This is a genomic window from Okeania sp. SIO3I5 (assembly GCF_010672085.1).
Lineage (GTDB): Bacteria > Cyanobacteriota > Cyanobacteriia > Cyanobacteriales > Microcoleaceae > Trichodesmium.
The window spans coordinates 153,775-179,933 of the sequence record NZ_JAAHHT010000017.1; the positions used below are offsets into that span (position 1 = coordinate 153,775).

The window sequence follows — 26,159 nt, forward strand, 5'->3', positions numbered from 1 at the left end:
AGTTGACGCCACACTTCGCGATCGCTCTTTGGCCAAAAACTAGACACCTAGCTGTAGGAGGAAGGAGAAAAGCGCGATTGTCAGAGGCCAAAGACAAGTTAAATGATTATTAAAATCACCCAATCTAATTACAAAAGGATAATATAATGAGTTTTCAGTTTTAGTTATTCCTTAGTTAATAATTTACATGAGATTACTCAATATATCACCAGCAAAAAGTGTACTTCCAGCAAAAACTGTACTTGAGGAAGTATTTACTCAAGTGATGTCCTCTAGTGTTATGACTACCAATGAACATCAACTGATTCAGAGTGTGTTATCCGGTGACGATCTGGATGATGATGAATATGCTATCATTAACAGACTTGCTTATTGTATTCGCCGTGGATGGGTAAAACTTGTTGAATGAGATTTACCTACTTCTAGGTTCTGCTAAGTGCAATTTCAGTTATCAGTTATTAGCACCTCTTTTGGCCTGAAGGCGGAGACTTAAAACCTTATTTATTGGTCAAATCAATAGACATCTCCAATCATAAAAAATTAAATCAATTATCGTAGAGCAATTATCAATTATTTCCCCATATTCCTTATTCCATCTTTTCTGCAGAGGTCTAAGATCAAATCCGGTTGAATAGTTATTGTATAGTTGGGAGTAGGGTAGAGACGTTGCATAAGGGCGTCCGTACGGGAGATTCAATACTGAAAATTATAGAATTATCAACATATACTATATAACCGGATTCTATATAATAATAAACAATTACAATATTCACAGACAACCCTGAATATACTAATAACTATAGCACCAGCAGTTTTAATAGAAAGCCGGCAAATATGCTTCACCTCTTGCCTGCTGTCTTTTACCTCAGCTAATTTTATGTGCCGGTTCGCAACCAGATTTAAGATCAGTGACGAACATCACCAAAAAAACAGAACATACTCACATCAAACCTATGACATCAACTACAAATTAAGTTGACAAGAATCATTAACTAATCATTACTCAAATCACCCTATCTAATTATAAAAACCCTAATAATATAAAGTATCAGTTTTAATTAATCATTAGTTAATAATTTATATGAGCTTATTCAATATATCACCAGCAAAAACTCTACTTGAGGAAGTATTCAGTCAAGTAATGTCCTCTAGTGTTATTACTAGCGGTGAACGCCAACAGATTCGGCGTGTATTATTGACTGGTTATCTAAATGATGATGAATATGCCATGATGGAAATGTTGGTTGATCGTGTTAGCCATGGAACGGTAAAATCTGTTGAATAAAATTGACCTACTTCTGTACTATGCTGTCATTAATTACCTATATAGCAAAAGACATTTATGCTCAGAGCATCCCCCCTACCCCCCTTTGAGAGGGAGGCAGAAGGAAAAATCTGGCTTTGTCTGGGTTTTAGGCTTTTGATGCGTCCTAATCTTTGCTTCGACTGCTATAATAAAAATGTTCTCCTCAGGGTAAGTTTAGTAGAACGGAAAATTATCAATATGTCAATAATACCATTTCTGAAGAGTAATACTATAATTTTTGTTCTTATCTCCCCACCTCCCCACTATTACAAGAATATATAGCAAACTTTTTAAGATTTGGTCAGGACTTAGGCAAAATGTTAAATTATATCATGTCCGCTGGCCTATTCCACACAGGCAAGATGCCTACTGGACTGTTTCATCTTAAATGGTGCATTACTTTTTGATTGGAAGACAAGGAAGACAAGGGAGACAAGGGAGACAAGGGAGACAAGGGAGACAAGGGAGACAAGGGAGACAAGGAAGACAAGGGAGACAAGGGAGACAAGGAAGACAAGGGAGACAAGGGAGACAAGGGAGAGAATCTAGTGCACAGTTTTAGCTGAAACAGTCCACTACGATGAATTAACGGCTTGAATGAATTTAAAATTTAGAATTCAGAATTCAGAAGTTAAATTATTACTGTGACTAAATTTACAGTAGTTTCGGAGGCGCGTGAGGTACAAAGCTTTACTATTTGTTAAAAGCTGGAAACCTGTTAGTAATTTTGGCAGTTCAACCTTCCAGGTTGTTACAGCCTTGAAGGCTGTGTTACACTGTACCTCACTAACCTCATGCATTGCTGTAAGAATTGAAAAATTTCCTATTTGTTAATTTTTAATTCTGTTTCCTGACTACTGACTCATTCTCACAATTCTAATTTTCCAATTTTCCCCAAATCGCTAATCCTCCTCCTCTTCCTCTAGCAGCAATAAATTTTTCTTGAATCAAAAAGTAGGCAAAAAATGCTTGCTTACCTACACTTTCTGTGGCAAATTTATTTTCGCTTTCTTTTCCTCCTCGAATATATCCAGAATAGAGTTTTCCCCCGAATAATTTGACTGTAATTTTTGTAAAGTCAAAAGCTAGAATATTTTTTTTGTCTATAAATTTTGTGGGTCCCGAAAGAGATAATTTTAAACCAGCAAATTCGACGGTATTTTCCACGGTACCTGTTTCTATTTGTTGGGGAATTTCAGAAGTATTGATAGGAGCAGAATAGGAGAGTGTAATTTTTACCCAATTGGGAATATAACGTCCTGCTCCTAATACAATACCTGCTTTTTCTCTGGTTTTTTTCGTGCCAGTAACAAAGCATAATTGCCAATTTCCTGATAGTTGCTGAAGTTGATAGGTTTGTTTCTCTTTTTTTGACTGTTTTTCAATTTCAATAAGTGCTAAGATAACGGAATCTGGAGATGGTTTATTAGCGGATTTTTTGACAATTGAATTTGCGGCTGTTTCTATTGTTGATAAATTTTCCATGATATGGCAATTCTAATTTTTGTTTAGTTGTAATATTTTGGTTGTAGGGGCGATTCGCGTTTGCGGAGCATTCCGTAGGAAATCGCCCCTACAGGAATCTGGAGATGAAGTAAGTGGTTGTTGGGTTGAGGCGCTCACACAGATTATGCCACGGATGTACGGATTAGTTAAGTGGTTGTTGGGTTAACTTTCCTGGCGGGAAGTCCCGCGCTCTCCATCCCCCCTAACCCCCCGTGCATAGGGGGGAGGGGGAGCGTCGGGATGAAAGCCAGGGCCAGGATTCGGATACCTTCATAAGCTAAACGTTCATATGCCCTTGACAAGCTAAGAGCATTTTGTTATTGTAAAAGTCAAAACAGGGGGAGGACATCACCTCTGTCTAAACAGCGGTCAGGGTTTCCCAGACTGAAGAATCCCTATAAGTCCCGTAAGGGCAACGTCGGGAGTATGTCAAGGCGCTCACACAGATTATGCCACGGATGCACAGATTAATAGGAATTACGCATAAACGCTATTGGTACGTCTAATAACTGATAACTAATTTCAGTAGGAGGTACTGAAAACTAAAAACTAAAAGCTGATAAATGATAATTGATAAAAAGGAATATTAAAAATTGATTTTTTCGTCCACTTGACAGGGATGAAAAGTACAGGTTAGTATATTTACAGTTTAGAACCTCGAAAAATAAATAGTAATATGTTTTTAGTCATTTCTTAGTCTTTAAGGGTGGCTGAAGGGTGGTTTTTCATCTTTGCATAGACCCCCATCGACGCACTTGGCAAAATCGCTGAAATGCTGATTATTTCGTTCAACTGCGTCGATGCCATGCTAGGAGCGGGTTTGAGGCTCGTAATTTTGGCAAAATTAGCCTTGTTGATGATAAAATCAAAGGAATTGGTATTCTTGGGTATCTGAAACCCTTGCTACGTCGTAGTTCTGGATCGGAACTCTCTGGAAACCCTAATCCCTATTTAGGGATTGAAACACAAACGTTTGCCAGTTATTATCACCACCACCGATGGCTCTGGAAACCCTAATCCCTATTTAGGGATTGAAACTGCTATTTATTATATATAGCACATATGGCAATATCATTAACTCCGGAAACCCTAATCCCTATTTAGGGATTGAAACATTCTGCCTTCTCTTTTTATTTTTACCAGATCTTCGACTCTGGAAACCCTAATCCCTATTTAGGGATTGAAACATAAAGGATATAACGCTAAAATAGCTGCTAGTTCCTCTGGAAACCCTAATCCCTATTTAGGGATTGAAACCTGTCTGAAAACTCAATTATACTTCTCTTACCATCTTTGTCTCTGGAAACCCTAATCCCTATTTAGGGATTGAAACTTAGACCAAAATAATTCTTCAAGACAGCCAGCTACAAAAAACTCTGGAAACCCTAATCCCTATTTAGGGATTGAAACTTTAGTATGACGGTTAATTTTTAATCCCTTAAATAGCTCTGGAAACCCTAATCCCTATTTAGGGATTGAAACGAAAAAGTCTGATACAGCTTGAAACAATTTTTTTCTCCGCTCTGGAAACCCTAATCCCTATTTAGGGATTGAAACGAAAAGATAGAGATTTCGTTCTTGGAGATAGACATAACTCTGGAAACCCTAATCCCTATTTAGGGATTGAAACCAACTTTGCTTACTCCACTGGAATTGGAAAAACTGACTCTGGAAACCCTAATCCCTATTTAGGGATTGAAACCCAATTGTTGTCGCCGCCTCCTATAGAGATATCGAATCTCTGGAAACCCTAATCCCTATTTAGGGATTGAAACGATTTTGTGCCTGTAAAAATGTACTTACTGGTTCCTCTGGAAACCCTAATCCCTATTTAGGGATTGAAACAAATCGTCTATCATATCTTTTATGTTAGACTTTTCACTCTGGAAACCCTAATCCCTATTTAGGGATTGAAACCTGTTCAGGCTTTTTATTTCCAAATTGGTTAACTACAAAATCTAATGGTGCGTTACGACGGATTGCCAAATTCCTTTCATAGTTTGAATTTAAACCTTCTAACGCACCCTACAATAATGAACCTGAGCTGAAAGCTGAAAGCTGAAAGCTGAAAGCTTAACTAAAACGCCACCAACATCTCCATCTCATTCGTCAAATCATCAGACCAACTTGACGTCACCCCAATACCCCGAATAGAATTCAAAATTGCCTTCAAGTCCGATGGTATTACCACATTCGCAAACGGATAACGATTTACCCAAACCATCGTCCGCTCCATATCCAAATAAAAATAACCCTGATTCGACTCTGGCAAAGTCCCCGTAATTTGCTCAAAACCTTCACTCCCAATCAAGCGATCGCCAGACATATTAACTATCCCCTCCATCAAAGGTTCTCCTAATACCACAAATAAAGAATTGTCATCCAACCACCCATACCCCAAAAATGCACCAATACCTGCTACCTGCCACTGAGTCACCGACTGCCGTCCCACCTGTATTTCCCTTAATGCTAACCCCGCATTTTCTGTCGCCATCAAATTTAACTTCTCGATCAACTTCTCAGCAGTAGAGCGATCGCTCGTCTCAAAAACCATGGCTCCCCCAAACCCAGTAGTTGCCAAAACTCCCTGGTTAGATGCAATCAAACCTAAAGCAAACTCTCCATCCATCCAACCAAACACCTCTCGATCTACATCCAAACCAAAATCCACAAATAGACTTCTCACTTCCTCCACAACATCTTGCAAATCTTCATTATTCTCTGCTTGACTGGTAAACTCTGCCCAAGCTTGACTAATACCCATCCCACTCATCAACATCATCGTCTCCGCAGGAAACCGTTGCAAAATTTTCCCAGACACAGGTTTAGTCTGTTCTGGAGACAACGGAGAAACGAACTTAGTCAGCGCTCGTAACCGTACCCCCCCATCATCAACCCCTATTCCCATCACCATCGAATCTATTGCCTCGAACTGCTCTAAACTCGCAGCAGACAACTTTTGATTTTCCGGCAACTCATCAGCAAACTCTCTGACAAACTGACCATAATTAGGAATAAAAACAGTAGCAATAGCATTTTCCACCCCCGCACTTTCCTGCAAACTCTTAGCAGTATTCTCTCTCATCGCCAAAGAACTTTCACCCCGAAACGTATCAATAGCAGCTTCAACTGCTCCTGCCATGGGAGCGATCGCCAAATAATCTCCTAAAATTGCCAAATTAAAAGTTTTCCCAGTCTCATCGGTAACTTCTCGAATAGTCACCCCCTGATATTCTCTCTTTATTACCTGACTCTCATCTTCCCCTTGTAACTTAGTAGCAAATCTCAAAGCTTGGAATTTATTTTTAATTCCCACCACCATCAAAATATTCACAGGATCGGTACCTTGCCCCTCCTCAGCAGGAACAAAAGCCAACATTATCCCTCCCACCCAAGGTTTAATATCTTTTTCCCAATCAATATTAGTCTCAGCTAAATTTTCTTGCTGAAATTCTGCATAACTCCGACTAATCAATTCTTTAGCTTCAGGAGTACCAAATTGTTGTAATTTAGTTATGGCTTTTTGATTAGGGTGGAAAAAGGTGGCCATAATTGCCGATTCTGGCACAACTTGAGCGGTTTTGAGGGGACTAGAGACCTTCGCTGTTACACTTCTAAAGTAAAGATATGTGGTAATACTGCCTGCTACAATAAGGGCTGCACCAGCAATTAAAAAGTTTGATTTTTTCACCATGGATTTTTTTGTGAGCTAATATTTTACAATGTCAAAAATACCAAATGGGTTCTATCATATCAAATTCTGTAGTATGGGTATAATTATTACTCCGTAGGGGTTTGGTCTCCAAACCCCCTACCAAACTAGGAGCTTTAGCCTTTTTGAGAATCTGACTCTCTAAAGCAGTAGTATGGGTATAATTATTACTCCGTAGGGGTTTGGTCTCCAAACCCCCTACCAAACTAGGAGCTTTAGCCTTTTTGAGAATCTGACTCTCTAAAGCAGTAGTATGGGTATAATTATTACTCCGTAGGGGTTTGGTCTCCAAACCCCCTACCAAACTAGGAGCTTTAGCCTTTTTGAGAATCTGACTCTCTAAAGCAGTAGTATGGGTATAATTATTACTCCGTAGGGGTTTGGTCTCCAAACCCCCTACCAAACTAGGAGCTTTAGCCTTTTTGAGAATCTGACTCTCTAAAGCAGTAGTATGAGTATAATTAGGGGTTGCTGATTAAATCAGAAAGTATTTACAGATCAAGGTTTTAGCCTGTAATGGTATTTAAAAAGTGCCAGCTTTTAGGTAACTCAGGCTCAAAAAGTTAGTATTAAAGGCTCACACTTGACAGAAAAAATAACGGACATTCTTCCGACTCCCTCCTCTAAACTTCCCGTAAATTCTGAGGACTGAGGACTGAGGACTGACTCCTCCCCCTACCAAAAAANATATAGAAATATCGTTGAAAGTTGATTTAAGGTAGAGAGTAAAATTCAGTGATAAATTTTCTAATATCTAGTTCAGAAAGACAAAACTTTATTTTGCTCAAACAGATACAGCAATCTTCAATAATTTGTCAAAAAAAACTGTAGGGGTTGGGTCAGATAAATCTCATTTTCGTCTGGGGAAAGTCGAGAAAATCCCTACCCAAAAATCTGACAACCTATCCAAGATTGCTATATAGAAATATCGTTGCAAGTTTATTTAAAGTGGAGGGTAAAATTCAGTGACAAATTTTCTTCTATCTAGTTCAGAAATACAAAAGTTTCTTGTGCTGAAACAGATACAGCAATCTTCAATAATTTGTCAAAAAAAACTGTAGGGGTTGGGTCAGATAAATCTCATTTTAGTCTGGGGAAAGGAGAAAAAATCCCTACCCAAAAATCTGACAATCTATCCAAGATTGCTATATAGAAATATAGTTGCAAGTTTATTTAAAGTGGAGGGTAAAATTCAGTGACAAATTTTCTTCTATCTAGTTCAGAAAGACCAAAGTTTCTTGTGCTGAAACAGATACAGCAATCTGAAATAATTTGTCAAAAAAAACTGTAGGGGTTTGGTCAGATAAATCCCATTTTAGTCTGGGTTGGGAGACCAAACCCCTACCCAAAAATATTACAACCTATTGAGGATTGCTATATAGAAATATCGTTGCAAGTTGATTTGAAGTGTCGGGTAAAATTCAGTGACAAATTTTCTTCCATCTAGTTCAGAAAAACCAAAGTTTCTATGGAAAAATTGCCAATAATATGATGATCAATAAACCAGTAAATGCACTTATAATAATCATCCAATTAGTCTTACCATTAAAAAGTCCCACTGCAACCATTATGCATAATATCCATCCTATTACACCAAGTATTGTTCTTATAACAGAATTTGTTACTATCCAGATTATTATTCCAGGGATAACTATGAACCCTAAAGTAAATGCTGCAACAGAAATTACATAGAAAATAGTAGAAATAATTGGGGGAGGAGACATAGATTGCTCCAAACTATGCTTAGGTTCTTCTTTCTTTTCTATTCCTATTTGCTTTCCTGCATTTATTTGCTTTCCTGCATTTATGAATCCTATTTGTTCATTTGTAATTCCTGTTTGTTTTCCTTCATTTATAGAAGATTCTTCAAATAGAGAAATTGGCTTAGTTTCCACCAATTGCAATTGGATAGAGTCTACATCTATTGAACCATTCTCATCTACCTTGAAATTTAATTGGAATTGTTTTTCTGTAGAAGTAGATGATTCTTCTAGTAATAATTTTTGAGGTAATATTTTGTTAATTAAACCCCAAAATAGAGTTTCTTCTTGTTTTGTCAATCCTTGAATTGTTGAATTATTCATTTTATTGTACCTGATAAAAAATTTATACAGTAACTACAAAAAATTGCTGCTATTGCACAAGCAATTGAAGCAATAGCATATAATTCTTCATTTTTTATTTTGCCTATTTTGTTTTCGTCAAGTTTTATGAATCTACCGAAGCCAAATAAAGAAGTAGAAAATATGAGCGTTAAAAGAAGAATACAAAATATTAAATTTCCTAAAGAATTATCTAAAGTACCTTGAAAAAAAGTAACCCCAATAGCAGAAGCAGAGATTGTAGTAGAAAAAATGAATAACTCGCCACCTGTTAGAATTTGATACCACTTCTTATCACTGCCCATTATCCTAATAAAAATAAAATTAATTACTATAGGCATTAAAGGTAAAACTATTTTAACAAATATCCACAGAAGGTTTGAACTCATAATCCTGACAATAGAGACAATGCTAAAGAAAGATAGGGTTGGGAAAATATTAGTTTCATCGTACCAATGGTTAACTCTTTTAAGGTTTACCTACAACATTATACCATTGAGACAAATATTGGCTGTAGATATTTCTGACTTCCTGTCTCTCAACTCAGCTCCATCAGATTTTTTCATATCTCAAAATAATTAGTGAACGATACTGATAAATGATAACTGATAACTAAAAATACCTCTTGCTTCCTACCTCTAAATTCAGCTCCATCAAATTTTTTCATATTTCCAAATAATGAGTGAAAGATACTGATAAATGATGACTGATAACTGAAAATACCTCTTGCTTCCTACCTCTCAACTCAGCTCCATCAGATTTTTTCATATCTCAAAATAATTAGCGATCGCTACTGATAACTGATAACTAAAAATACCTCTTGCTTCCTACCTCTCAACTCAGCTCCATCAAATTTTTTCATATTTCCAAATAATGAGTGAAAGATACTGATAAATGATAACTGATAACTAAAAATACCTCTCCAAGAATAAAAAATAAAACCAATTATCGTACATAAATTATAAATTATTTACCGAAACTAAAGCTTTTAAATCTCTACTTTTAAGGAGAAAAAATAAAAAAAAATCTTTTAAACCAATCCTTTTATTTTTCAGAAGAGGTAATTATTAATTATTAATTATTAATTATTAATTATTGAATCCTATTCCCTTGAAAAATACTTAAGGTTTTATAAATTTTTTGGGTAATTGAGAGTTTGAGGATATATTCTAACTAAATAATCTTTATCGTAACTTTATTACAACTGTTTAATGAAACAAAAATTGAGGCAATTTACTTTAGGAATAATTTTGACAACTTTGTTGATAAGTGTAATTGCCTGTAAATCAACTTCGTCTGTGAAAAAAACTAAAGTTAGTGCTGCCCATAGTAATTGGATTGAAGAACATTTCCAAACCGAAATTGTAAATATTGGTCTGGAAAAACTTGGTTATCAGATTGAAAAACCGATAGAAATTGACTACCCTGCTATTTATTTATCTGTTGCTAATGGTGACATAGATTATAGTGTTACCGACTTTGAAAAAACACGCCAAGAATATTTTAATAATGTTGGGGGTGAAAAAAAGTTAGAGCAATTAGGAGTTCTGGTTCCTAATACAATACATGGGTATCAAATTGATAAAAAAACTGCCGATAAATATAACATTACTAATATTGAACAATTAAAAGATCCAAAAATTGCTCAACTATTTGATTCCGATGGTAATGGTAAAGCTAATTTAGTAGGTTGTAATCCTGGTTGGTTTTGTGAAATAATAATCGACCATCACATCAAAGCTTATGGATTAGAAGATACAGTTGAACAAGATCGAGGACAATACACTATTTTACTTGCAGATGTTATTACTCGCTACCAGCAAGGGAAAAGCGTTCTCTACTTAGCTTATAATCCTCACTGGGTATCTACAGTCTTAAAACCAGATCAAGATATAATTTGGTTGGAAGTTCCGTTTACCTCTCTTCCAGAATCTCTGAAAAATATCACAGTAAAAGACACCACTATAGAAGGTAAAAATCTTGGATTTATTGTTGATAACCAGCAAATTTTTGCCAATAAAAAATTTTTAGCAGCTAACCCAGTTGCCAAACATTGGTTTGAATTGGTGCAAATTCCTGCTGAGGATATGAATGTTGAAAGTCTATATATTAAAGATGGTGAAAATTCTCCAGAGGATATCCGTCGCCATGCTAAAGAGTGGGTTGAAAAGAATCAAGAGTTGTTTGATAGTTGGTTAGAAGAAGCAAAAAAGGCGGCAGATATTTGAATTAAAATCAAGTAGTTACTTTCTATAGTTTTTTTATATCTTGATGATAATTACTTTTTAAATATTTGATAATTATAGCAACTGTTTCATCTAAAAAACTTCAGAGACTGAGAAATCTAAAATAGTGGGTTACGACGGATTATTGAATCCCTTTCATAGTCTGAATTTTTTGCAGTCTAACGCACCCTACAATTTTGCTGATAACTGATAACTGATAACTGATAACTGAATTAATCCCACTTAATTTTTTTCCCAGATTCCAAAGCATAGTAAAGTTCTAATCTATCCTGATTATTCAAAGTCATTTGAAAAGTAGAACCATCTTCTATGTTTCTAAAGAAGAGGATAAACTCACTATCTTTTTGAAATAATTTAACTTCGTAATCTTTAGCTGTTCCGCGATCGAGCAACTGAGCATTTTGAGGTTCATAAACTTTGACCATACCTCCAAATTTCTTACCTATTTTAGTGTCTGATAGTGCCGTAAATTTTTCTATACCTCGACCTAAAAATGGAGTTTTATATGTTTCAATTTTAGGCATTGGATACTTATTTTTCAGTTCGGGAGAGGACCATTTATAGTAGTCAAAAAATGACAGTGGAATGTAAGAATCAGCCGCATATTTCAGCTCTGATGAAGTTGAACGAACTTCGGAAGATACATATACAACCATTCCCATATTAACTAAACTTTCAAGAAGTGGTTTAAAATCCTTATCTCCAGATAGTAAAACTGCTTTTGTCATATTGTTGCGAATAGCGTGATTCATCATGTCTACTGTGAGGAGAATGCTAGCTTCTTTTTGACCTTTTTTTGTTTTTGTAAAATTTCCTAGCTTAACGTGATATTCTTCTAGAGAACGAATGTAATTAAAATAATCTTTTTGTTGAGATACACGATCTTCAAAATCTATTTTTTCCTCATCCTTACGTTGAATCCGATTTATATAGTCATAATAGAAAACTTTCCGAGCATCAAAAAAATTTTTGATGGCATTAAAATCAATGTTAATATTGTCATTTTCGACTTCATTTCCAAACCATTTATAAGTGGTATCTATATAACTTTCTCTTAGATAACTTCCATCAATAAATAAATAAGTTACGTTTGAAGGTTGTATATTAGTAGAATTATAAGTATTTGACATTTTTGATAATAAATCTATATTTTATACTTGAGCTTTAGATTATATCAAATCCCGATAATTTAGTTATTGTAGGTCTGGAGCGGATTAGAAGGAAGCAATATCAGAGGTAGCACGAGATTACCTCCTATCATCCCCTTTTTTTACTCAAACTTTTGTAGAGACTTTCCATAGAAAGTCTCTACATTTTTTTCCAAGATTATAATATTAAATCTGGTTCCAGAACATCACAACCAATAAACCAAAATAATGATTATGAACTAACTGAATCTATGTACAATCAAGCAGGTTTTTAATAATTCGTTTTTTGAGCAAACTTGTCCATAAATTCAATCAAATTTTTAACTGCATCTATAGTAACAGCATTATAAAGACTGACACGACATCCTCCCTGAGTACGATGTCCAGCTACACCCACAAGTCCAGATTCAAATGCTTCCTGAATGAACTGTTGTTCCAAGCTTTTTGTCGGCAACTTAAAAACTACATTCATGCGCGATCGCGACTCAACTTCGACAGGACAATCAAATAAAGGCGTTGCATCAATAAAATCATAGAGAGCGGAAGATTTTTGCCAGTTAATCTTCTCCATTGCTTCTACACCCCCAATATCTTCTTCTATCCAGCGCAAAATCTGCCACATAACGGAGACAATATCTTCACTGGCAAAATTTCCTGCTACAGTGCATGACTGAAAGCAATTTTGAGGTACATATCTATCAGGGTAGACATTTTTAGGAAGTGCCAGACATCTTTTAAACCAGGAATGCTAGAAGCTTCCAGCCTTTGCCTATTACGAATATTGAGACATGGAACAAGTGTCCGTTTACTGTCAAATATTATCATCTACCTTCTGTTTCCCAATCAAAATAAATAATAACTTGAAGTTATGAATTATTCTTGCTGAATAGAAGATTTACTGGATAAAGCTAAATAAATACCCAGTAGAACTAATACAAAAGCAATCCAGTCCAATAAACTTAATCTTTCGGAGAAAATTATCCATGCTTCAATAGCTGTCAGAACTGGATCCAGAAGTAAAAATAGGGCAACAAACCCGGCAGATAATTTATCGAGGCTATAAGTGACAAGTCCCTGTCCTAAAACCTGGGAGATAACAGCTAAACAAATCACGGCTAACCACCCGTTCCATGAGTAAGGAAAAATTTTTTCCCCAGTAACTATCAGGATAGGTAAAATTAAAATAGCTCCAGTTAAGGAACTCCACATTAATATTTTGGTAGCACTTAATTTGCTTCGTAATTGTTCTATTATCAGTAAGTATCCTGCATAGAAAACTGCAGATAATAAGGCAGCTGCATCACCTAACATTTTATTAGTTGTACCATTAGCTATTTGTATATCTCCGATACCAATAAAAACTATTCCTACAATGGTTATTACCATCCCTATCAAAAATTTTTCTTCAAAACGCTGACCGAAAAAAATCCATGCGCTCAAAGTTGTAAATATGGGAGTAAAATTATGCAAGACAGTAGAAATACCAATACTTGTTTGAGTTATAGACCAAGCCCAAAGTGATTGAAATCCCAGATAACTAAAACCTAATCCTAACAATAGTAAAATAACAGTTTTTGTGTAAGGCCTATCTTCTACAGACTGTAGATTTAATTGTCTATTAGATAGTTTTAGATAAACAAAATTAAGAGTATTCCCAAAACCGAGAACTACAGTCGCAATCCATAAACGATTAAAAACTGTTGCATTTGGACTAATTTCTATTTCACTCCATTTAATAAATATTGCTGCAAAAGATAGCCCAACTGCAGCTATGAATAATAATGCGATCGCGATTAATTTTTGTCTATCAAATAACTTTGATTCTTCTGATAATAGCAATTGATTTTTCATTACATTTAGATAAATAGTGGAGTGTTTAAATCACTGTTTTTTCTGTGAAAATTTCTCTCTATATAGTAGGGGTTAATTGCCTTACAATTGGTGTATTATTTCATATCGATGTGTAAGTCCCGATCAAATATATTGTAGCTATTTTAAATAGGCTTTAGCTAAATAATCTCTTATTTAAGATTAATTTAACAAGATACTATAAATGTCTAGTATCAATCAACATATTTTATTAATTATTAAACAGAGTAATCTTAAATTATTAAGACAATAAATGAATAAAATTAAGTTAAAATTTAGTTATGAGCAAGTTTAAACAAGGTAAATTTGAACAATAATTAAATAGCAATGAGTGAAAGTTTATATTTAGAAACAAGTGTTATTGGCTATTTAACCGCCAGACCAAGCCAAAATCTAATTGTTGCTGCTAATATGGCAGTAACCAGAGAATGGTGGGATAATTGCCGAAGCAATTTTGAAATATATGTCTCTCCAGTAGTCTTGGATGAGGCAGGTAGGGGCGACCCAGAAATGGCTCAAAAGAGAATAGAGGTTATTACAGACCTTCCCTTTCTCTTTGATAATGAAACTGTTACAAACTTGACTCAAGAGTTTCTTCAACAAACTAATCTTCCCCTTAAAGCTAGTGATGATGCGTTGCATATTGCCCTAGCAACTGTTTATAGTTTAGACTATCTTTTAACATGGAATTGTCGCCATATTGCCAACCCTAATATTCAGAAAAAACTATCTGAAATTAGCACTAACTTTGGGTATGAATTACCAATAGTTTGTACGCCGTATCAATTACTTGAAAAAAATATGATGTTACCTGATGAAATTTTAGAAGAAATTTACAAAATTCGAGAAGAACACGCCAAAGCTTTTAACTACGATCCGGAATTAATATTAGCTGATTGGTTAGAAAGACAAAAGCAATTCGAGAAAGAATGGAAAGGGAAAATCAAGTTCATTAAAACTCCTTTGAAAAAAAGAAAAGAAGGTGTTTCTGAAGAGCGGGTATAATTTTCAAACAAAGTAGGGACGTTCCATGGAACGTCCCTACAGGGTTATCATTTTTTTAATGAGGTTTATTCTTCATTTATTCTACTGAAAAACTAACTGTTTAATAATAATTAAAATTTCACTTCAAGAATGAGTAAGTTAATAGCTTTTGGATGGTATGGAGGAAAATTTAATCATCTTGATTGGTTACTACCACTGTTGCCAGAAACGCAACATTATTGTGAACCTTTTGGCGGTTCGGCAGCAGTTTTATTGAATAGAAAACCCTCTGCTGTCGAAACCTATAACGATCTAGATGGAGAAGTTGTTAACTTTTTTAGAATGTTACGAGACTCTCAGGAAGAACTAATTCAAGCGATCGCTCTTACTCCTTTTTCTAGAGAAGAATTTAAAATAGCGCTGACACCACCTACAGAAAAAAATTCTGATTTAGAACGTGCGCGTCGTTTTTTTGTCCGAGCAAGACAGGTTAGAACAGGATTAGCTCAAACCGCGAGTGTAGGACGTTGGGCACATTGTAAGCTAACAACCAGAGCTGGAATGGCAGGTGCTGTTTCCCGTTGGTTAGGTAGTGTAGAGGGGTTATCGGAAATTGTGCAAAGGTTACTGCGGGTGCAAATTGAAAATTCTCCAGCTATTGAAGTTATCAAACGTTTTGATAGCGAGGAAACACTTTTTTATTGCGATCCACCTTATCCCCACGACTCGCGGACGGATACAAAAGCTTATGGATATGAAATGACGGATGATGAACATAGAAAATTAGCTGAAGTGCTGCATAGTGTTCAAGGCAAAGTTGCGATTTCTGGGTATCATTGTCAATTATTTGATACGCTTTATCAAGATTGGTATTGTATTGATGCTCCAGCAAAAAAAGCTCATTCGACTAATACTCGTACCGACGGAAAAAAGCAAAACCGGGTTGAAGTTTTGTGGGTAAATTATCAATTATCAGAACAGGAGATTAAATGTCAGAACCACAAGAAATCCTAGAAACAATCTATCGAGACAAAGTAGGGACGTTCCATGGAACGTCCCTACAGGGTTATCATTTAATGAGCGATCGCTACCTTTACTCAGAGAAACTGTCAGTAACACAAGAATTTTTGATCTGAAATAGGGTTGTTTGTTCGCGTTAAAACAGTCCACCTGTAGGGGCGAATGGCATTCGCCCTCTACAGATAGCGTGTTATCTAAGAATTTGCCTAAGTTCTGATTTATTGATTTAAGCTAAGGCAAAAAATATGATTTGAGTCGTAATATTTATTTTGCACAGAACTTACGCATGACCAGCATATTTACTAAGGGCGAATGCCATTCGCCCCTACGGATGGTGTATGGTTTCAGATTTTGCGTAAGTCTTGTTACAGTAGATAGTTTTGTAGGGGCGTTTTGCTGTGCGACATGTTTGCGTAGCATTCCGTCAGGAAAACGAATTTTTGTTATGCAACGTTCCTACTTTTTTTCTCGATCGGGTTTGGTATAACGAACCTTAAAATTTAGGTTGGCTAGAACGATAGTAAAACCTAACAAATCTTTGCTGGTGTTTGGTTTGCTAGTAATTAGTAAAGAAAATCCTGGGCGTTTAAACCACCTACATTCCCTACGTTCTTGACAACAGCGAGTACGTCATAATCAAAAGTCCCAGAGAGAGGGCTGAGTATCACTACATCGCTAGAGGTGTAACCTTCGTAGGAACTTCCTGGAAGCGTATCGGGAACGCTTGGGTTTGTAAAACCCATATCAATTTTGTCAATGCCCTTCTCAAAGTCTTCGATGACTGCATAAGCACCGGGCAATTTGCCGCCTATGGGTTCAGGTCTGTTTAGGTAGCCAGCACCTCTATCGTCAGTGAGAACGAAAGTATCGCTACCCAAGCCTCCGTTCAAAGTATCAACTTCATAGTTGTTCGAGCGCGTGTAGAATAAATCCTGTAACTTTTTCAAGTTCCAGAAGTTTTGAAATCCTTGGATAACGTCGTTTCCCGAACCGCCGTTGAGGTAATCAGAGCCATAACCACCATTGAGGATGTCATCATTGTCTCCTCCGTAGAGGGAATCTTTGCCCGAACCTCCGTCAAGGTTATCGTTACCGCTATCACCGTGGAGCGTATCCTTGCCTAAACCTCCTTTGAGGGTATCGTTGCCAGGACCTGCTAGAAAGTGATCGTTGCCCGAACCTCCGTCAAGGTTATCGTGGCCAAGACCTCCATCAAGGCTGTCGCGGCCTGAACCTCCTTTGAGGGTATCGTTGCCAGGACCTGCTAGAAAGTGATCGTTGCCCGAACCTCCGTCAAGGTTATCGTGGCCAAGACCTCCATCAAGGCTGTCGCGGCCTGAACCTCCTTTGAGGATGTCGTTGCCGTTTTCTCCATAAAGACTATCGTTGCCGTTGTCTCCTTTAAGACTATCGTTGCCGGTACCTCCATAAAGGCTGTCGCGGCCTGAACCTCCTTTGAGGATGTCGTTGCCGTTGTCTCCTTTAAGACTATCGTTGCCGGTACCTCCATAAAGACTATCGTCGCCGGGACCGCCATCAATGTAATCCTTGCCGGTACCGCCATCAATGTAATCCTTGCCACCCAATCCTTTAAGGATATCCTTGCCTCCTCGACCGTATATCTTATCGTCCCCTTCTTCTCCAGATAAGGTGTCCCCTCGCCACCTGTTTCCGTAGAGATTATGATTTTTGTCGCTGGTATCATTTTTTGTCTTTTTAAAGACTTTTTTGAACCAGTTTCTAAATCGTCCCATATTGTAGAATACCCCCAATCGAATTAATACCTGGTTTACTATTGATTAGCTCAATTTATATACTAAATTCGGTTTACACAATGAATTTTTTTTATTTTTTTTCACATTTTGCGTAAGTCCTGAATAAATCTAATTTCTTACTTCAATTTGTATTTTTTATACTACAATAAATAAAAACCACCTGCAAATGTTGACCAAATATTTTGTTGATAGATACTCTTTTAACAAGACTAACAGGACTTACGCAGAGACACTATATATAGCGTCATATAGCCTTCAAGAACTATAACGTTATAAATATGTAGTGTTTAGAACTCAAAAATGCGTAAGTCCTGACTAAGATAAACAGGCAGTTATGCAGATAAGATTAAACAGCACCAAAACCCTAAACAGGGCATGATACAAAGAAATATAGGGTTTTTCGTATCAATAAGGTACAGTTTGATATCCCCCCTGCCCCCCTTTGAAAGGGGGGAGCGTTCAAATTACCCCTTTGAAAGGCGGAGGCGTTCAAAGTCTCCCTTTGATATCCCCCCCTGCCCCCCTTTGAAAGGGGGGAGCGTTCAAAGTCTCCTTTTCTTTCTAAAGAGGAAGCGCTCAAAGTCTCCCTTTCTCAAGGGAAAGCGCTCAAAGTCCCCCTTTCAAAGGGGGATTTAGGGGGATACAGAGAAATGCTATAAGTCTAAAATTCTAAATACACTAACAGAAAAATCTAAAATCTAATGGTTGAAGCAAAATCCTATAAAGACACCGTAAACCTGCCCCAAACCAATTTTAATATGAGGGCAAACTCAGTCACCCGCGAACCAGAACTGCAAAAGTTTTGGGCAGAATCACAAATCTATGAACGTCTCTCTCAGACCAACCCAGGGGAAATATTTACCCTACATGATGGCCCGCCTTATGCTAATGGCAACCTACATATTGGCCATGCCATGAATAAAATTCTTAAAGATATTATTAACCGCTATCAAATTCTTCAGGGGCGAAAAGTGCGTTATGTTCCTGGTTGGGACTGCCACGGTTTACCCATTGAATTAAAAGTTATTCAAAATCTTAAGTCAGCAGAAAGGGCAAAACTCACACCTATAGAATTACGTTACAAAGCTAGAGATTTTGCTCTGGAAACTGTAGACAAACAGCGTGAGTCATTCAAACGTTATGGAGTTTGGGGAGACTGGGAAACTCCCTACATGACTCTTTCTCCAGAATACGAAGCTGCTCAAATTGGGGTATTTGGCAAAATGGTTTTGAAAGGCTACATTTATCGTGGTCTTAAACCTGTACATTGGAGTCCGAGTTCTAAGACTGCTCTTGCGGAAGCGGAACTAGAATATCCCGAAGGTCACACATCTCGGAGTATTTATGCTGCTTTTAAAATTACTAATTTGGCAAAAGCGGTTGAAAAGTCTCTCGCACCTTACCTGGAAAAACTCTGGGTTGCTATCTGGACGACAACACCTTGGACGATACCTGGTAATTTGGCAGTCAGTGTCAACCCAGACTTGAATTATGCTGTTGTCAAACCTGATGCTGACTATGCAATGGGGAAAGATAAATTATTTATAGTTGCAGCAGAAGCAGTGGAACGTTTGTCGGCAACTCTCGGCACAACTTTAACTACTGTAGCGACGGTTAAAGGTGAAGATTTGGAAAATTGCACTTACCAACATCCACTTTTTGAGCGAGAAAGTAAAATTGTTATTGGTGGCGACTACGTTACTACCGACTCAGGTACGGGTTTAGTTCACACCGCCCCTGGTCATGGTCAGGAAGACTATATTGTAGGGCAACGTTATGGTTTACCAATTTTGTCGCCTGTGGATGGCAATGGGAAATTTACTGCTGAAGCAGGAGAATATGAGGGGTTAAAGGTACTTGATGAAGGGAATGTTGCGATTATTGAAGCACTGCAAAATGTTAATTCTCTTTTGAAAGAGGAAGCTTACGAACACAAATATCCCTACGACTGGCGAACTAAAAAACCTACTATTTTCCGAGCAACCGAACAATGGTTTGCTTCAGTCGAAGGTTTCCGCGATGAAGCAGTAAAGGCGATCGCTGATGTTCAGTGGATACCTGCTCAAGGTGAAAACCGGATTACTCCGATGGTGAGCGATCGCTCTGACTGGTGTATTTCTCGACAAAGAAGTTGGGGGGTTCCTATTCCGGTATTTTATGACGAAAAGACTGGGGAACCTTTGTTGAATGAGGAGACGATCGCTCATGTGCAGAAAATTATTGCTGAAAAGGGTTCTGATGCTTGGTGGGAAATGTCGGTGGCGGAACTTTTACCGGAAACCTATCGCCAAGATGCTGACAAGTATCGGAAAGGTACGGATACAATGGATGTTTGGTTTGACTCTGGTTCATCTTGGGCAGCAGTCGCTCAACAACGGGAAGGGTTAAAATATCCAGTTGATGTATATTTGGAAGGTTCGGATCAACATCGCGGTTGGTTTCAGTCAAGTTTGCTGACGAGTATTGCTACTAACGGTGTTGCACCATATAAAACTGTGTTGACTCATGGTTTTGTGCTGGATGAAAATGGTCGGAAAATGAGTAAGTCTCTGGGAAATGTGGTAGATCCATCAATAGTTATCGAAGGCGGCAAAAATCAAAAACAAGAACCTCCTTATGGTGCAGATATTTTACGTTTGTGGGTTTCGTCCGTAGACTATTCTTCTGACGTACCACTCGGTAAAAATATTCTCAAACAAATTGCAGATATTTATCGCAAAATTAGAAACACCGCGCGGTTTTTGTTGGGGAATATCCATGATTTCGATCCGGCAAAAGATGCTGTTGCTTATGAGGAAATGCCAGAACTAGATCGTTATATGTTGCACCGGATGACAGAGGTGTTTGCTGAAGTCAAAGATGGTTTTGAAAAGTATCAATATTTCCGATTTTTCCAAACAATTCAAAATTTCTGTGTCGTTGACTTATCTAACTTTTATTTAGATATTGCTAAAGACAGACTTTATATTAGTGCAACCGACGCTTTCAGACGCCGTAGTTGTCAGACTGTTTTAGCTGTAGCAGTCGAAAATTTAGCAAAAGCGATCGCTCCAGTTTTACCCCATACAGCAGAAGATATTTGGCAAAATCTTCCTTATCCGACTCCCTACAAATCTGTATTTGAGTCTGGGTGGGTAAAATTAGAGTCAAAATGGCATAACCCAGAATTAGTTAAATTATGGGAAGAATTACGAAAAACTCGCACCGAAGTTAACAAAGTGCTGGAAAAAGCAAGGGCAGAAAAAGCCATTGGTGCGCCCCTAGAAGCAAAGGTATTATTGTATGTAAAAGATGCAGAATTCCGGGAGCAAATACAAGCTTTTAACCCTATTGCTAAAGCAGACAAAAATCAGTCAGAAATTCTGGAAGCAAAAATCGAAAATGAACCAGGAAAAATCGCAAAAATAAATCCTAATGACGCGCCAAAATTTACTACTATCTTTGCTAAAATAATGAATTTTTTAGCAGATTTTCCAGAAAATTTGTTCAAACTATTTAGTGAATATCAAAAACCTTTAGGAGGGTTATTTTTGATCATTATTTCAGTGTTATTAATCAGAGTAACAGTAACAGGATTAGAAACAATTAACGACCTGCCAATCGTAAATTTTCTCATGGAATTAGTAGGAATCATCTACACAATTCGCTTTATTACTCATAACTTGCTATTTGCTAAAAGTCGGCAAAATTTGTCAGAAAAAATCAAAGTTACTGCTGAAGATATATTAGGAAAAGAAGCATTAGTACGCAAAAATCAAAAAATGCCAGACAATACAATTCAACAATCAGCAACCTTACTATCTCTATCGGCAAAAGGTGTACCTCCAAAAGTCGATACTCCCCCTGTTCCACAAGTAGTAGAAACAGAAACTTTACCTCAGCAACCCAAAAATATTAAAGCCATGATCGCTGGTAATGGAGTTGATGAATTACGTTATCTCTTTATTACTTCCCAAGTAGAATTATTAGAATCTCCAGAAGCTTTAGAAAATCTTGAATATAAATCTATATCAGATTCTTTAGGCGTAGGAGTAGTCAAAGCAGATGGCGAGAAATGCGATCGCTGTTGGAATTATTCCACTCATGTCGGTGTCTCCTCAGAAGATCCCACAATTTGCGAACGTTGCGTTGTTTCTTTAGCAGGGGAATTTTAAACATTGGGTTACGAGTAAATTTCTATAAAGATAACTCCGTAGGGACGTTCCATGGAACGTCCCTACTTTGCGTTTTTCATAATGTAAACCACTGAAGCAAATTATCAGGACTTACGCAAAGAAACCCGGTTTCTACGGTAAATCATTGTTTTTGACAATAAACATCTACGAGAAACCGGGGCAAGTATCAAATGGCCTAAAATACTAACATTTACTTCCCACAAACCCGGTTTCTTGTAACTCCGAAGTCAGCGGATTTGATATAAAATCTACTTCCCACAAACCCGATTTCTTATAACACTTCCATTGCTAGCAGATTTGATATTACTTCAATCTCACCACCTCACCATCTCCCCCAACTATATAATTAAGTATTCAATCGGATTTGATATTATTCTGATTTCTCGAATATACAAATCAAAAAATAACCAATAAAAATATTTTTTTTAGTTTTTTTCTGGTATTGCAATACATCAATATGTAAGTTTATAATAGCTACAATAAAAGTAGCTTTTCAGTAAAATAGTATGGTCTTATTGGCCAAAAGCTAAAATTTTTCAGGGGCGATAATTGATTTAAGCAATACTACTCAATAGATAGTTACTATTGATGCAATTCCACCGAAAGTATGGAGTTGAAATCTTGAAAAGTAACTATCCTATTTTCTGGGCAAAATTTCAGCCAAGGTATAGCATTATATTGATTTTGTGACGATTTCAAGAGATGGAAAAGTTTGGTTTTATATCGGTATTTTTGTTTGATTATTTATGGCAATAAATTACTATAAATAATAGCAAAAAGTATAGTTGCTGTTAACATCATTACTTCAGCTATCAACTCTTAGTTATCAAAATAATTAGGTCTAAAACCTCGCCTTTTAAGGCGAAATGTTTTTGGAGGGTTGCTCTAGTCCCTGTGATATCAAATTCGGTTGAATACTTATTATATAGTTGGGGAAGTAGGGGAGTAGGGGAGATTGAATATTGAAGTAATTAGGGCTTGCTGATTAATTACAAAAGTATTGATATATAAAGGTTTGACGATTCTCAGGGTCGAAAAAAGTGCCTGATTTTCAGTTAAAAATGATTAAAAAGCTAGTATTCTGGGCTGATTATGACAGAAAAATCACTCTTACAATTCTTATTCCTACCTCTTCTAAATTACCATTTCTTCTGACTCCTGACTCCTGACTCCTGACTCCTACCCCTACTATGCATACTTTTTCAGCAAACCCTAATTATAGAATTATCAACTTATGTTATATAACCGGATTCTATATGACAAAAACAACTTCTAACTTTTGAATTTTGAATTTTGAATTTTGACTTCATTAACCCAGGGGTGCATCTGCTAAAAAACATCCTCAAACTTAAAATTTTAAATCAATAAGTTTCAGGTTGTCATAACTCGTACACAGATGCAATAAAAATTAGTAATGAAGCACTCCAACCAAGCAATTAATTCTAGAGAATATAAACTTATTCTCAACGTCAATCAATTTTATGAGCGTAACCATGCGGTAGAAAAATTTGGTAATTTAGTTGAGTTATTAACACAACAGTTTTCGGGAAAAGTTATTAGTCGAGAAACAGCAGAAAAATATCGACAAACTTATTATTTAGATACGCCGAATCTTGATTTACGTCATTATGGTTTTATCTTGAGAATTAGGCAAGAAAAAAGATCTAACCAACCAGAATATCAAGTAACTCTCAAACATCGTGAATCAGACCGTTATTTGTCAGCTTCACAGGATTTATCGGCAACTAAACCGGGTAAAACCAAGTTTGAGGAAGATATAATTCCACCATTTCAAAGTAAGTTTTCTCAGTCAATATCTGTGGCTAAAAATCAGCAACCTAACTTTGAAAATATCAAACAAGTGGCTAAATTATTTCCTGGATTAAAATCTCTCGATATTCCTGAAAAAACTCCGATTGAGAAAGTCAATAATTTTCAAGTTTATGAGGTAGTAAGAAAACTTGGAAATTTACAGTTTGGAGATCGACATATTGTTAAAACAGATTTAATTTTCTGGTATTTAAACCAGACAGATAATTTGCCAGTAATTGCAGAATTTTCCCTGAAATATCGTATCCCGAAAAGATTGTTAGAATCTCCCAAAAAATTAGAACAATTTCCTCTACCAATGATTCAAGGAACAAATCGTTTATTTAAAGCATTGCAGCAACAATGGGAATGGATAGATTTTCATCCTATGACTAAAACTGCTTATGTTTATGGTGAAGGAAATAAATCTCAAAATACATTTTTGGCAGCATAAAAATTTCTCTTATAGTAGGGAACAGGGAACAGTGAAGAGTTGGAAAAATATTTCCAACTCTAAGATTAATCATCAGTAATTTTCCTAACTAATTCTTTCTTAGCTATAGCTGCTTCTTGAGTAGGAGACAAGTACACATAAGAATAATTCAGGACTTACGCAAAATAGCAAATTATACACCATTTGTAGGGGCGATTCGTGAATCGCCTCTACTAGATATGGTGGTTCTGCCTAAGTCCTATAATTAATATGCTACTAGCTAATAATTGTCAAAATACTTGAGGGAGAATATTTTTTTCCCTATTTAAAGTAGGGAATTTTTATTAATATTTTTCCCAAGTTTTATCTTGTAATTTTTCAGCTAAATCTGCAGCATCATTCACATTCAAATTACTAATATCAAAGTATTGTTTACTGCTTTGCATACCCCCAGGAGTAGTCTTACGAAAATTAGTCGGATGTAAATCAGCTAATAAAAATACTCGTGCTGGATACCATGAATCATCAACATAACTACGACGACTTCTAGCAATTTCAACTAATTCTTCATCCGATTTATCGACGTTTTTCCACTTAATAGAATAATCATCTTCTGACTCAAGATCCACAACTGCTTCAATCTTGGCAACCTGGTCTACTTGTTTATTTCGATATACTCCAAAATAAAGACTACGACGATGACTATACTGACCGAAAAATTTTGGTTTAAAGCCTCCCCTTGGATAGGGGATAATAAATAAAAATTTTCATTCAGGAGTCAATCCTATCAGTTTCAAGGAGAGGTAATTATTAATTATTCATTATTCATTATTAATTGTTGAACACCTCTTGCTGTACAAACATATATATTATGCTTAATAACATCATCATAAGTTCCAGCACAATTCACAACATCTAGACGATATTTCCAAGAAGGTAACAAATTTTCTTCATTAAAATACTCTTCTAAATCATTAATCGAATCAGCTAAATTTTTTGATAAATCTCTCAGTTTTATTGATTCTAGAAAACCTTCAAAACTAATGGGTCATTTCAGTTATCAGTTATCAGTTATCAGTTATCAGTGAACCTCCGACTGAAGTCGGAGGCTTGAAATACTGAATTAAATATTTTTTTCATCCCCTATCCAAGGGGAGGCGCATACCCTCATTTTTTGGTAATTTTGGTAAAAATAAAATATTATCTGCTTCAGCAATCTTTTTAACATTAGAAAAAGCCGGATCGTTAGGTTCATCTTGTTCATAGTTAGCAAGAGCAATAAGAACTTTTGTACCTTGCTTTTGCTTGAGGTTTTCTAGATGACGTAATAATTGTCCTTCATCAAAATTATTTCCTCTTTTTGTTTCAATAAAAATAGAGAAAGGTTCTTGAGTAATTTCTCCATCAGGAATACTTTGTTTTCTTCTTACTTGTTGGGTGAATTTCACTCCAACTTTTCCAGATAAGCCTTCACCCAATAGTTTACTCAAAACTTCTGATCAAAATTTGGGATTTTCTTCATAAAGCATTTTTAAAATCAGCAGACAATAGTTGGTCGTCTGATTTTATCTTTGAGAATAGGAGGGAAAAAGGCGAATATTTCTGCTCATTTTTAATCAATGTTTTGAGGCATTTTGTTATAGTCTAGCACTAAAGAATAGGGAGTAGAAAAGAATCAAAAAAACTGTACTTCAGTGGAACATATTAACAGTTTAATTCTGACTCCTGACTCCTGTCTCCTGACTCCTTCTTCTTTTCAAGCATTTTTAGAATCAGCAGACAATGGTTTGTAGTCTGATTTTATCTTTGAGAATAGGAGGGAAAAAGGCGAATATTTCTGCTCATTTTTAATCAATGTTTTGAGGCATTTTGTTATAGTCTAGCACTAAAGAATAGGGAGTAGAAAAGAATCAAAAAAACTGTACTTCAGTGGAACATATTAACAGTTTAATTCTGACTCCTGACTCCTGTCTCCTGACTCCTTCTTCTTTTCAAGCATTTTTAGAATCAGCAGACAATGGTTTGTAGTCTGATTTTATCTTTGAGAATAGGAGGGAAAAAGGCGAATATTTCT

At 36.3% G+C, this 26,159-nt stretch carries 22 protein-coding genes and 1 CRISPR repeat array; of the genes, 10 read left to right on the forward strand and 12 right to left on the reverse strand.

Annotated features, from left to right (window positions below):
* The first annotated feature begins 187 nt into the window (after nucleotides 1–187).
* The 3 genes from F6K40_RS06435 to F6K40_RS06445 all read left to right on the forward strand — a co-directional run bounded on the left by F6K40_RS06435 (nucleotide 188) and on the right by F6K40_RS06445 (nucleotide 1,872).
* Entirely contained in the window at nucleotides 188–409 is a 222-nt protein-coding gene (locus F6K40_RS06435) for a hypothetical protein (RefSeq protein ID WP_293132998.1), read from the forward strand.
* 672 nt (nucleotides 410–1,081) lie between these two features.
* Nucleotides 1,082–1,285: a hypothetical protein gene (locus F6K40_RS06440; RefSeq protein ID WP_293133001.1), complete on the forward strand. Its 204-nt coding sequence runs from the start codon at nucleotides 1,082–1,084 to the stop codon at nucleotides 1,283–1,285.
* Between the two features lie 428 nt (nucleotides 1,286–1,713).
* Nucleotides 1,714–1,872 (forward strand): hypothetical protein, encoded by a 159-nt coding sequence (locus tag F6K40_RS06445; RefSeq protein WP_293133004.1) that lies wholly within the window; start codon nucleotides 1,714–1,716, stop codon nucleotides 1,870–1,872.
* A 310-nt stretch (nucleotides 1,873–2,182) separates the two neighbouring features.
* On the opposite strand, the gene F6K40_RS06450 is transcribed toward F6K40_RS06445, so the two are convergent.
* A complete protein-coding gene (locus tag F6K40_RS06450) occupies nucleotides 2,183–2,791 on the reverse strand; it encodes a hypothetical protein (protein ID WP_293133007.1) in 609 nt (202 codons plus the stop codon).
* Nucleotides 2,792–2,810: 19 nt separating this feature from the next.
* On the opposite strand from F6K40_RS06450, the gene F6K40_RS06455 reads away from it, so the two are divergent.
* A complete protein-coding gene (locus F6K40_RS06455; protein ID WP_293133010.1) occupies nucleotides 2,811–2,978 on the forward strand; it encodes a hypothetical protein in 168 nt (55 codons plus the stop codon).
* A gap of 763 nt (nucleotides 2,979–3,741) precedes the next feature.
* Nucleotides 3,742–4,729: a CRISPR direct-repeat array (repeat unit 36 nt; unit sequence CTCTGGAAACCCTAATCCCTATTTAGGGATTGAAAC).
* A gap of 160 nt (nucleotides 4,730–4,889) precedes the next feature.
* On the opposite strand, the gene F6K40_RS06460 is transcribed toward F6K40_RS06455, so the two are convergent.
* The 4 genes from F6K40_RS06460 to F6K40_RS06475 form a co-directional block, all read right to left on the reverse strand.
* A complete protein-coding gene (locus tag F6K40_RS06460; RefSeq protein WP_293133013.1) occupies nucleotides 4,890–6,506 on the reverse strand; it encodes a DUF3352 domain-containing protein in 1,617 nt (538 codons plus the stop codon).
* Between the two features lie 31 nt (nucleotides 6,507–6,537).
* Nucleotides 6,538–6,915, reverse strand: coding sequence for a hypothetical protein (locus F6K40_RS06465; RefSeq protein WP_293133016.1), 378 nt, complete (start codon nucleotides 6,913–6,915; stop codon nucleotides 6,538–6,540).
* 1,075 nt (nucleotides 6,916–7,990) lie between these two features.
* Entirely contained in the window at nucleotides 7,991–8,608 is a 618-nt protein-coding gene (locus F6K40_RS06470; protein ID WP_293133019.1) for a hypothetical protein, read from the reverse strand.
* The gene (locus F6K40_RS06475; protein ID WP_293133022.1) at nucleotides 8,605–9,015 is read right to left on the reverse strand and encodes a hypothetical protein; all 411 of its coding nucleotides are present in this window, start codon (nucleotides 9,013–9,015) and stop codon (nucleotides 8,605–8,607) included. Before F6K40_RS06475 ends, F6K40_RS06470 begins: the two co-directional genes overlap by 4 nt.
* Before the next feature lie 822 nt (nucleotides 9,016–9,837).
* On the opposite strand from F6K40_RS06475, the gene proX reads away from it, so the two are divergent.
* Nucleotides 9,838–10,854, forward strand: a complete 1,017-nt coding sequence (gene proX, locus F6K40_RS06480) for a glycine betaine/L-proline ABC transporter substrate-binding protein ProX (RefSeq protein ID WP_293133025.1) — start codon at nucleotides 9,838–9,840, stop codon at nucleotides 10,852–10,854.
* A gap of 230 nt (nucleotides 10,855–11,084) precedes the next feature.
* Here proX and F6K40_RS06485 read toward each other — a convergent pair whose 3' ends face one another.
* The 3 genes from F6K40_RS06485 to F6K40_RS06495 all read right to left on the reverse strand — a co-directional run bounded on the left by F6K40_RS06485 (nucleotide 11,085) and on the right by F6K40_RS06495 (nucleotide 13,871).
* Nucleotides 11,085–12,002 carry an NYN domain-containing protein gene (locus tag F6K40_RS06485; RefSeq protein WP_293133028.1) on the reverse strand — a complete coding sequence of 306 codons (918 nt, stop codon included), beginning with the start codon at nucleotides 12,000–12,002 and terminating at the stop codon, nucleotides 11,085–11,087.
* A gap of 289 nt (nucleotides 12,003–12,291) precedes the next feature.
* The gene (locus F6K40_RS06490) at nucleotides 12,292–12,642 is read right to left on the reverse strand and encodes an aminotransferase class V-fold PLP-dependent enzyme (protein ID WP_293133031.1); all 351 of its coding nucleotides are present in this window, start codon (nucleotides 12,640–12,642) and stop codon (nucleotides 12,292–12,294) included.
* A gap of 251 nt (nucleotides 12,643–12,893) precedes the next feature.
* The gene (locus F6K40_RS06495) at nucleotides 12,894–13,871 is read right to left on the reverse strand and encodes a DMT family transporter (protein ID WP_293133033.1); all 978 of its coding nucleotides are present in this window, start codon (nucleotides 13,869–13,871) and stop codon (nucleotides 12,894–12,896) included.
* A 345-nt stretch (nucleotides 13,872–14,216) separates the two neighbouring features.
* On the opposite strand from F6K40_RS06495, the gene F6K40_RS06500 reads away from it, so the two are divergent.
* The 3 genes from F6K40_RS06500 to F6K40_RS06510 all read left to right on the forward strand — a co-directional run bounded on the left by F6K40_RS06500 (nucleotide 14,217) and on the right by F6K40_RS06510 (nucleotide 16,009).
* A complete protein-coding gene (locus F6K40_RS06500) occupies nucleotides 14,217–14,894 on the forward strand; it encodes a type II toxin-antitoxin system VapC family toxin (protein ID WP_365670406.1) in 678 nt (225 codons plus the stop codon).
* A 129-nt stretch (nucleotides 14,895–15,023) separates the two neighbouring features.
* Nucleotides 15,024–15,887, forward strand: coding sequence for a DNA adenine methylase (locus tag F6K40_RS06505; RefSeq protein WP_293133035.1), 864 nt, complete (start codon nucleotides 15,024–15,026; stop codon nucleotides 15,885–15,887).
* Nucleotides 15,863–16,009 (forward strand): hypothetical protein, encoded by a 147-nt coding sequence (locus F6K40_RS06510; RefSeq protein WP_293133038.1) that lies wholly within the window; start codon nucleotides 15,863–15,865, stop codon nucleotides 16,007–16,009. The genes F6K40_RS06505 and F6K40_RS06510 overlap by 25 nt, the downstream gene beginning before the upstream one ends.
* 447 nt (nucleotides 16,010–16,456) lie before the next feature.
* Here the strand turns inward: F6K40_RS06510 and F6K40_RS06515 are convergent, their stop codons facing one another.
* Nucleotides 16,457–17,647: a calcium-binding protein gene (locus F6K40_RS06515; protein WP_293133041.1), complete on the reverse strand. Its 1,191-nt coding sequence runs from the start codon at nucleotides 17,645–17,647 to the stop codon at nucleotides 16,457–16,459.
* A 722-nt stretch (nucleotides 17,648–18,369) separates the two neighbouring features.
* Here F6K40_RS06515 and ileS point away from each other — a divergent pair.
* A complete protein-coding gene (gene ileS / locus F6K40_RS06520) occupies nucleotides 18,370–21,822 on the forward strand; it encodes an isoleucine--tRNA ligase (RefSeq protein WP_293133044.1) in 3,453 nt (1,150 codons plus the stop codon).
* A gap of 1,435 nt (nucleotides 21,823–23,257) precedes the next feature.
* Nucleotides 23,258–24,106 (forward strand): CYTH domain-containing protein, encoded by an 849-nt coding sequence (locus F6K40_RS06525; RefSeq protein WP_293133047.1) that lies wholly within the window; start codon nucleotides 23,258–23,260, stop codon nucleotides 24,104–24,106.
* A 323-nt stretch (nucleotides 24,107–24,429) separates the two neighbouring features.
* Here the strand turns inward: F6K40_RS06525 and F6K40_RS06530 are convergent, their stop codons facing one another.
* The 3 genes from F6K40_RS06530 to F6K40_RS06540 form a co-directional block, all read right to left on the reverse strand.
* Complete coding sequence (locus F6K40_RS06530) at nucleotides 24,430–24,714, reverse strand: hypothetical protein (protein ID WP_293133049.1); 285 nt, start codon at nucleotides 24,712–24,714, stop codon at nucleotides 24,430–24,432.
* 185 nt (nucleotides 24,715–24,899) lie between these two features.
* The gene (locus tag F6K40_RS06535) at nucleotides 24,900–25,028 is read right to left on the reverse strand and encodes a hypothetical protein (RefSeq protein WP_293133052.1); all 129 of its coding nucleotides are present in this window, start codon (nucleotides 25,026–25,028) and stop codon (nucleotides 24,900–24,902) included.
* 193 nt (nucleotides 25,029–25,221) lie between these two features.
* On the reverse strand, nucleotides 25,222–25,575 hold the full coding sequence (locus F6K40_RS06540) for a hypothetical protein (protein WP_293133054.1): 354 nt from the start codon (nucleotides 25,573–25,575) through the stop codon (nucleotides 25,222–25,224).
* Between the last annotated feature and the right edge of the window lie 584 nt (nucleotides 25,576–26,159).